This is a genomic window from Azohydromonas australica DSM 1124, assembly GCF_000430725.1.
GTDB classification, from domain to species: domain Bacteria; phylum Pseudomonadota; class Gammaproteobacteria; order Burkholderiales; family Burkholderiaceae_C; genus Azohydromonas; species Azohydromonas australica.
In genome coordinates this window covers 1-5,749 of sequence record NZ_AUMO01000144.1, presented here as the reverse complement: position 1 = coordinate 5,749, position 5,749 = coordinate 1, and the positions used below count along the sequence as shown (strand labels likewise).

Below are 5,749 nucleotides of genomic sequence, written 5' to 3'. Positions count from 1 at the left end.
GACGAGGCCAACACCGTGCTGGGCATCGCTTTCGAGGCCGATGCCGGGGCCAAGGCAGCCTGGGGTTCCTGGGCACTGTCGGGCAGCAGTGCCTGGCTGCCCGCGCAAGGCCTGTACCTGGACATCGTCGGCGTGCTCAAGTCGAGCACCGAGTACGCGCTGTACTTTTTCGACAACGTCGCCTTTGACGGCTCGGGCGGCGGCATCTGGCTGTCGCCTGGCGTCAACAAGAAGGGCCTGCCACAAGCCTTGTCGCATCTGAGCATCTATGTGCGCGAAGGTGAGGCGCCTCTGGGCGGCTCTGCCCCCGCAGGGGAGATGGCAGGACCGGCAGGCGGCGGCATGGCCGAAGGGGCTGGAGGTGCCATCCCCGCCGGCCCGTCCCCGGAGAGCCCGTCAGGGACGTCCGGCAGCATAACCAACCCGGCAGCGGTTCCCGAGCCAGGCTCGTTGGCCCTGCAGACAGCGGCGCTGGGGCTTCTGGCGCTGGTGCGCCGCTGCAGCGCGAAGCGGCCCGGTGCTGCGGGCAGCCAGGCCTCGCGCTTGCGGCGGTGACGCGGCTTTGCGCCGCCGTCCGGCCAGGTCACGGATGTGCCTGGAAGACCTGTGGTGTCGCCAGGCCAGCGTCCGGTTGAACCTGGCTCGAAGCGGACGGGACCCAGCCTCGAGAAACCAACAAGCGCCCGACGGGCACGGTTTTCGTTGACTGCGCATGGAGCTGGCGCCGGTGTCGTCATGCCCAATGAGGATGTCGGGTGACGCTCGTGGCCCAGGCACGACGGTGCCGACGTGCAGTCTGTTCATCACCCGCTCCGGGGGCGTAGCCCCCCGCAAGGAGTGTGCTGGCCGGGATCAGCCCACGGCGCGGCAGGGCTGCGAGCCGTATGCTGAGTCGCAGCGGGCCCGACAGGGCAAGGGAAACAGCAAGACATGACGGAAGACGCTCGGATCGCCTGGCTCGAAGGATTCGCGGCTGGAGAGCTGGCCAAGTACGGCTGCGCCTACCGCCCTGGCACCGCAGAGGCCAAGGCCTGGGAGGCGGGGTGGGAGCAGGGGCGGCTCAAGCGCAGCGGCATGCCTTGCCGTGAAATGCCGTTGCCCTCCGAGGTGGACGAGCCGCCTGCTGACTCCTGACAGCCTTCCTGCTGCCGCCGGATTGACGCCCAGCAGGGCCGGTGGCTCCTGAGCCAGGGCTTGGCGGGCGTCCGAGACGGCCGGCCTTCAACGCAAGCGAACCGCGCACAGGTCGTGCCCCACAACGTTCGCGAGCCCGCCCCCGCACGCGCAGCGGTTCTGCATTCCCGATGGTGATGGCGTCGCGGGCACGCAGCCCCGCATTGCCATCGCATGCGCTTGCCGCAAACAGCCCAGCGTCCCATGTACGCAGCCGATACAGCGCTGGCCATGGCGTCGCGCCGACACCTGTTTTCCCGGTGTTCCGTCCCCCGCTGACCTCCCGAAAAAATCAATCGGCACAGCGCAGGAGGGCACGATGAAGGCAGCATGGATGCTGGTGGCCACGGCGCTGACCTGGGGCACCTGGACGGCACTCGGAGAAGACAACGCCAAGGCGGTCTGGTACGTCGATCCGGCATCGATTCGCGCCGAGGGCGGCGTGCGCCAGGTCTGGGCGCTGAAGGACATGGTGCAGCCCGTGACGGACTTCGACTTGGTCCATGCAGTTCCTCTACGAGGTCGATTGCACGGGGCGGCTGCCTGGTGCAGTACCAGGCCTACAAGGGCCGCATGGGTGGCGGGGACCCCATGCGCGGCGGGATGCTGTTCGGCGATTGGATGACAGCGGGACCGGGCACGGTGGGCGGCGGCATCACCAAGGTGGTGTGCAACCGCAGCTGAAGCAGCGGGAAGTGGCTGCGCGGCCCATGGCCACTGCGCCGCCTCCACGGGTGTCGCCAGCTGTGTTGGACTGATGCCGCGCTTTTAGGAAGCGGTCACGCCGAGATGCCGCAGTTGTGAGGCCGAGTCCCGCGCACCCCAGCGGCGCTTGATCTTGCCGCCCTCGATCTCGAAGAACTCCATGGCAACCAGCTCGTAGGATTTGCCAGTGGGCTCATGCCCGAAGGCCGGCCTGGTGAAGGTGCCGGTTTCGGTGTACTTGGCGGCCACGATGCGTCCCTCGGCCACGAGCTCCTCGATGCGCAGCTGCATGCTGTAGCCATCGATGAGCTGACGCCAGACGGGCTCGATCCGCTCGAACAGGCCGTGGCCCATGACGCCCTGGATCTCCGCGTCGTCGGCCATCAGGCCGCGCAGTGCCTGCAGGTCTCCACGGTTGAACGCCTCCACGTAGCGGATGACGACGGCCTTGTTTTCTTCTTCGGGTGACACGGGCTTTCTCCCTCATGCAGTGGCTGCACCGAGTTTGCCGGACGCAAGTACCGCAGCGCCAGCCACGGCGACCCGGGTGGGAACGGCGGCAATGCGAAAATCCATTACCCGGGGCCGGCTCAGCGTCCCGCTGCGCGCGCAGTCCAATCGCTGGACAAGAAAGGTCACCCCGAGGCAAAACCCGAACGACAAAGGCTGGCGTCGGCAGGCGCTACAGCACCAGCTTCTACTTGGCCTTTGCCGGCGCCCTTGGCCATGTACATCCGCTTGTCAGCCGCATGGAGCAGGGTGTCGATGTCCTTCCCGTCCTGGTGCAGCATCGCGACGCCGACGGATGCGCCAATACAGACACCTGAATTCTCCGCCAGAGGGATCGGGTGGCCAAGACGCAAGCAGATGCGCTGCGCGATGGCAACGGCCTCCTGGCGCGACGCCACGCTGGGCAGCACAGCCACGAACTCGTCCCCGCCAACCCGGGCAATGGCATCGCCACTGCGGAGTTGCTGCTGCAGCCGCTGGGCAATTGCCTTGAGCACCAGATCACCCGCTGCGTGGCTGTAGCGGTCGTTCACCGGCTTGAAATTGTCGAGGTCGAAAGCGAGGACCGCTACGTTGGCCACGACCGCGGACTGCATGTTCATCTTTGCCAGCTGCTCCTGCAGACCGCGCCGATTGAGCAGCCCGGTAAGGGGGTCCAGCAGCGCAGCGTCGTGCAGTTGCTCAACCTCCTGTTGACCTAGACGCACCAGTTGCCCCGAGTAGTGCATCGTCCACAACATGGCTGCGATGAAAGCCACACCACTCAGCGCGACCAGTCGCTCGGTCATGTCCAGACGCTGCTGCTCTACGGCGTGTCGGGTTGCCAAGAGCCCCTGCTCGGTCTCTTCCAACTGCTCCAGTGTTTCCCTGAGTTCGGCGCCTATGTCGTGCCATAGCTGAGCAATGGTCATTTCCCACAGTACCGCAGGCCCTTGCTGCCGGGCGATGTCGGCTGACGCGGCGTAGATGCTCAAAACCTTGTCCAGCTCTGCCAGCATTACCTTGGCCCGTGCGTTTTGCTCCGGGTTGTCGACGGTCAGTGCCTGCAGTCGGACGGCTGCTCGCGTTGCACTTGCCGCCGACGTCTTGATGCGGAGCAGCATCTCGGCAGAGGGATACATGCCATAGCCGCGCAGCCAAGTTGCGGCTCGCAGAGCGCCAATGCGTACTTGCTCGATTTCGCCCAGCACCTCATGGCTGTGATCCACCCACTGGCCAGCGTGCTTGTACTGCAGCAGGACAGCGCACAGCGCACCACCATACCGACCACCAGGAGTAGGGCAGCGATTTGAGTAAATCGCAGAAGGCGCGCAATCTTGTAGAGCATCGGAATGCGGGCCAGTTGAGCAGGTAGATCTTTCAGATGTACCCCGGCCAAACCATCAATGATGGCAAGACTCAAAACATTCGGCCGGTGCCCCACCAAGCTCTTCATCGACGGTTGCTGGTGCAGCCGCTGCGCTGCGCGCCAGAAGCTGAAGCCAGCGTGCACAAGAAGCTCCAGCCGGTTGACGCGAGCGTTCGTGAAGAGCTATCGGCCCGGCGAACCGCTGAGCTATTGCCCGCGGCACGTCGCTTTCCCTTGGCAGCGACCAACCGCACGGTGGCCAGGAGCCCGTCCATGATGGCCTGGCTCCAGCGAGGAGGAGCTGCTGCAGGTGCACGACGTGGGCCCGGTGGTGGTGCACACCATCCGTACCTTCTTCGACCAGGCGCACAACGTGGAGGTGGTGGAGCAGCTGCGCGCCGCCGGCGTGACGTGGGTGGAGTATGAAGTCCACCAGGCCGCGCCGCTGGGGCCGCTGGGGCCGCTGGAGGGCAAGATAGTGGTAGTCACCAGCACGCTGCCCACGATGACGCGCGACGAGGCCGAGGCGCTGATCGAGGCCGCGGGAGGCAAGGCGGGCAAGTCGGGGTCGAAGAAGACGGCCTACGTGGTGGCGGGTGCGGAGGCTAGCTCGAAGTTGGCCAAAGCGCAACAGCTGGAAATTCCCGTGCTGGACGAGAACAGTCTGCGCGCGCTGGTGGTCGATACCATGGACAAGGAGTAAGTGAGCGGTGGACGGTTTTTGAACTGGCACCCTGGAGCTTCTGGCGGAAACCGCAAGCAGCCGCAGGTGCAAGGGATCGGCGGTTTGTGGGCTGATTCGATAACCGCGTCCTGGAGCACGGCTGGCGCTGGTGAGAAGTGGCCAGCGTCGTCAAGCGCAACGCCCAGCTCCGCACTCCGTCCTTAAAGGTCCAAACAGATCTGAGGACCTTGCCTGGCCGGGACCTTATACGGCCGACCGCGGCGTTTCAGGTACGGCACCAAGCCCAGATCCGCGGGTGTTACTGATCGGCAACTTAAGCCCAAACAAGCCCAGCACGATGAACCCGGGCAGCGGGCCCGCGCTTCGGTCGGCCGAGCTCCAGCAAACAGTGCGCCGATCAGTAATTCGAAAGCGCGCATGAGATTCCTGACCTTCACCAGGGCCTCCAGGCGCGCGTCGTCTTCGATCTCCTTCAACTGTGCCTTGGCCGGGGCCAGCTCACTCGGCACGCAGCTCTGTGATGCGAGCTTAAAGGGAGTCGCGAGTGGGCTCGGGCTCGAGGTTTGACCCAGCCGCTGGGCATGTCATCGGGCTTGTACATACCGTGAATGGTGTCTCACCGGTGCCGCCGGTATCGCAGTCAGCTGCAAATGAATCCGTTTCTGCATGCTGCAGAAGTTGACCAAGTGTCTATCTACTGAATCTAGATTGGACTTTTGACGTACGGCGGCTCGTGTCGCATCTTGACGTCGGTGTTCAGCATCTCCGCTGTTGAGTCTCCAACGAGTGCCGCATCAAAGATTACAGCTAATTGAATGCGCATTGCAAGATATACGCTACCGCTAAATTTCCGCCCTGGCACTGTACCAGACCCCGAACATGTTGGAATTTGCCACATGAATAAAGATGCCTGTTTCATGAGTCGAACTTTTTCCACTCGACTCACGGTTTCCAAATCATATAACCCTTTTAATAAAACAAGGCTTTGTATTGCTGAGATGCGCCGATACCCGTTCCTGGCCGGCTGAGAAAGGCCGCTCTGTCTAGGGAGACGCTGATCAATTCGGCTCGAATCTTGCATGGATGAACCACCATGACGCAGCCCTCCAAACCACCCAAGCAATTGAGCTTCGCCAGCTACGAGTACGCGCAGAAGAAGCGTGTGACACGCCGCGAGAAGTTTCTGGCTGAGATGGAGCAGGTGGTGCCATGGGCGCGCCTGGAGGCGCTCATCGAGCCCAAGTATCCGAGCACCGGTCGTGTAGGGCGGCAGCCGATAGGGATCGTGCGGATGCTGCGCATGTACTGCCTGCAGCAGTGGTTTGGTT

The 5,749-nt window shown here is 63.9% G+C and carries 5 protein-coding genes and 3 pseudogenes; 6 read left to right on the top strand and 2 right to left on the bottom strand.

Annotation, left to right across the window (positions count from 1 at the left end; all coding sequences use genetic code 11):
* The 4 genes and pseudogenes from H537_RS54505 to H537_RS53225 form a co-directional block, all read left to right on the top strand.
* Positions 1-555: pseudogene (locus H537_RS54505) on the top strand (PEP-CTERM sorting domain-containing protein); the annotation flags it as partial.
* A gap of 375 nt (positions 556-930) precedes the next feature.
* Positions 931-1,134: a hypothetical protein gene (locus H537_RS0118660; protein ID WP_028999046.1), complete on the top strand. Its 204-nt coding sequence runs from the start codon at positions 931-933 to the stop codon at positions 1,132-1,134.
* Positions 1,135-1,492: 358 nt separating this feature from the next.
* A pseudogene (locus H537_RS56835) lies at positions 1,493-1,648 on the top strand (surface-adhesin E family protein); the annotation flags it as partial.
* 71 nt (positions 1,649-1,719) lie between these two features.
* Positions 1,720-1,857, top strand: a complete 138-nt coding sequence (locus tag H537_RS53225; RefSeq protein WP_156901842.1) for a hypothetical protein — start codon at positions 1,720-1,722, stop codon at positions 1,855-1,857.
* A gap of 84 nt (positions 1,858-1,941) precedes the next feature.
* Here the strand turns inward: H537_RS53225 and H537_RS0118650 are convergent, their stop codons facing one another.
* Together H537_RS0118650 and H537_RS49485 are read right to left on the bottom strand one after the other, a co-directional pair.
* Positions 1,942-2,349: an ester cyclase gene (locus tag H537_RS0118650; protein ID WP_028999045.1), complete on the bottom strand. Its 408-nt coding sequence runs from the start codon at positions 2,347-2,349 to the stop codon at positions 1,942-1,944.
* 164 nt (positions 2,350-2,513) lie between these two features.
* The gene (locus H537_RS49485; RefSeq protein WP_084150812.1) at positions 2,514-3,596 is read right to left on the bottom strand and encodes a GGDEF domain-containing protein; all 1,083 of its coding nucleotides are present in this window, start codon (positions 3,594-3,596) and stop codon (positions 2,514-2,516) included.
* A gap of 435 nt (positions 3,597-4,031) precedes the next feature.
* Between H537_RS49485 and H537_RS0118640 the strand changes: the two are divergent.
* Positions 4,032-4,439, top strand: a pseudogene (locus tag H537_RS0118640) (BRCT domain-containing protein); the annotation flags it as partial.
* Positions 4,440-5,514: 1,075 nt separating this feature from the next.
* A partial coding sequence (locus H537_RS44130; RefSeq protein ID WP_502527946.1) for a transposase occupies positions 5,515-5,749 on the top strand: 235 nt, incomplete at its 3' end.